The organism is Clostridium sp. UBA2485, from assembly GCF_002341865.1.
In the GTDB taxonomy this organism is placed as follows: domain Bacteria; phylum Bacillota; class Clostridia; order Clostridiales; family Clostridiaceae; genus Clostridium_J.
Genome location: NZ_DDOV01000114.1, coordinates 1 through 2,526, shown reverse-complemented (window position 1 = coordinate 2,526; position 2,526 = coordinate 1). Strand labels below are relative to the sequence as shown.

General features: G+C 34.3%; 4 protein-coding genes. All 4 read right to left on the bottom strand.

Annotated elements, in window-relative coordinates; genetic code table 11:
• The coding region (locus B3603_RS21220) for an erythromycin esterase family protein (protein WP_291568719.1) at positions 1–1,098 on the bottom strand (1,098 nt) is incomplete at its 3' end.
• Positions 1,099–1,166: 68 nt separating this feature from the next.
• Positions 1,167–1,340 (bottom strand): cysteine-rich KTR domain-containing protein, encoded by a 174-nt coding sequence (locus B3603_RS21215; protein ID WP_291568717.1) that lies wholly within the window; start codon positions 1,338–1,340, stop codon positions 1,167–1,169.
• A 57-nt stretch (positions 1,341–1,397) separates the two neighbouring features.
• Positions 1,398–1,889 carry a DUF6773 family protein gene (locus B3603_RS21210; protein WP_291568715.1) on the bottom strand — a complete coding sequence of 164 codons (492 nt, stop codon included), beginning with the start codon at positions 1,887–1,889 and terminating at the stop codon, positions 1,398–1,400.
• Positions 1,889–2,086, bottom strand: coding sequence for a helix-turn-helix transcriptional regulator (locus B3603_RS21205; RefSeq protein ID WP_039630837.1), 198 nt, complete (start codon positions 2,084–2,086; stop codon positions 1,889–1,891). The genes B3603_RS21210 and B3603_RS21205 overlap by 1 nt, the downstream gene beginning before the upstream one ends.
• Positions 2,087–2,526: the final 440 nt, after the last annotated feature.

The window sequence follows — 2,526 nt, the reverse complement described above, 5'->3', positions numbered from 1 at the left end:
GTTACTCTCCATATTGTCAAGCTGACTATTCAACGCATTTTGGTTTTTAACTTCCATAACACTAAAATTTCCATTATTATCTTGTGAATTAAATGTTGTATTCTCTGCATCTGTCCCAATAGCAAAATAGTTTTCCCCTATGACGTTCGTCAGTAATTCTCCCAAGCAAGTATAGCCGGAAACAGAGGTTTTTCCAATATGTCCGTTATGACCGCTAATAAAGAGTACACTGTCATCGCCATGCTGTAGAAACCAGTTTACTTTATCAGACATATGCTTATCCCGTAAAGAGTTATACTCGGCATTATTGCTCAACAATATTTCACTATACTGATAGATTGTATTTGCACTTTCCCTTGCAAAATCAAAGGCAGTTTGTCCAGAAATGGTTACAATATCACTTTCAGCAGCGTCCATTTCTTTTAACAACCCTAATGCATCCATTTTGGACTTATCCAAAACATCACTACTTAAAGTCAATCTTGTTTCATCAGTTAATTGTGAAAATGCCATTTTATATTTTTTACTTAAGGCAGGTGCCGCTATATCTAACACGGAAAACAGATATTCCTTGTTATTATCGTATCGCTGTATATCCATTCCGTAAAAATGCAAGTCTTTTCCCTCAGGAGTACTTTCATTATAAGAACGCATCCAATCCACTAAATTAGCCATCTCCTGTGTACGATAAATCGCAAAACCAATTTCTCCAACAGCATCTTCAGCAGTTCCCTTTCCACCATGAATATAGTCATCTACCTTTAACGCACCTCCAAAGTCGCCTTCAATAATAAATGTCCGGCATCCATTGTTTGCGACTAATGCTTTGAACACTTCTGCTTTCATCTGATGATATTCTTTTACACCATGGCTCGCTTCTCCAAGCCCTACAACCTGCACATTTTCAGATACAGTTAAAGTGCTAATATCTGTTTGCAAAGCAGATAAATCCGTCGATATTGTATTTGTTCTATTTCCACACCCCATAAGCAGGGTCATACCCAATATTGTCATTGTAATAATACTTAAAATCCATTTCTTACTCATAATTGATTTCCTTTCATATTTCTTTTTGCTGGTTTGCCATTTCTCTATCATACATGATCAGAAGCAAAATAAAGAACCGGCACCATTGAGTTGTTTCTCACGAGGTATCGGCTCTGCGTCTATGCGTCTGGCTCTTTGATAACAGCTATATTCATTTGCTTGGCAGAAATTAAGGTTTCCTGTTTACATTTAGGACAGTATAATGGGAAATTTTCAAGTCTGGTGTCCTCTCTAATTTTAAGGCGAGTTTTATTCTCACATACAGGACATAAAATCCATTTATCTTTTTGCATGCTACTCCTCCAATCTCTTTATTTCTGCAATAAAAGAAAAGTCCTTGATTCAAACAATTAATCTTGTTTATCTCCTTCATTGAGCTTCTTTTCAATCCTTTGCTGCCCTTTCATATTGAAAAAGTATAGAATAACGAATACAACGGAATTAAAAATAGCTGCAGAGATAAAAGTAACCACTAACACTGAAATAAAGAGTCCATCTAATATTCCAGTATACTTATCGCCATATAGAGAATAGTTTCTTATTCCGTTTATAATGGTTATAGCAAGACTTGAAATTAAAATAGTCCATACTGTTGATACCTTTCCACTTTTAGAATTGTTCATAAAATCGTATCCGACTAACATACTTCTTACCGCAATGTAAGCTATTGATAAAATAATAATACCAAGCTCAAATGCATACTGTGAGAAGGACATATCCATCACATAGGACTTAATAAAAACAGAAACAACCGCAAGGAATAGCACTATAAGATAGGCTTCGCTTTGAATTTTATTGTTTAATTGTAAGACACGTTCATCTTTGATTTTTTTGCTTTTCATTATGGTTCCTCCCAAAATAAGTCATTTAATGTTTTGTTGAGAGCTTTGCATATTGCAATACAAAGTTTCAATGTTGGATTATAATTTCCAGACTCTATCAAACCAATAGTTTGCCGCGTGACGCCAACAATATCTGCTAAGTCCTCTTGACTCATATCACATTCAATTCTGGCAATTTTGAGTTTTTTGTTTTTCACCAAATTCCTCCTTCTTCTGTCCTGATGATTAAATTGTATATCATATATTTCATAATGTCAATTATATATTGCATAAAGGAATTTATAATTGCTTTTACACCTATCAGTAGACCAATTCTTTTTTTCAAATCAATAAATCTACAAATCTACGCAACGGAGACAGCTTGACAGTCTATTTTTTCTTTATCCAGATATTCTTCCCTAAAGCATGATTAACATTTGCATATATAAAAAAGCTGTCTACCCCATTCAGAGCAAACAACTTTTTGTTTTTATATATTTGGTTATTAAATTAATTAAAAATGTTTTAAGGCATTGCATCTACCTTTTCCAGCGTCAACTGCTTTTACGTTGATATATGTGTCTGCTTTTTTTGTGGGAAAGAAGTACAACAGTCTCCACATGACTTGTCTGTGGAAACATATCCACTGGTTGTACTT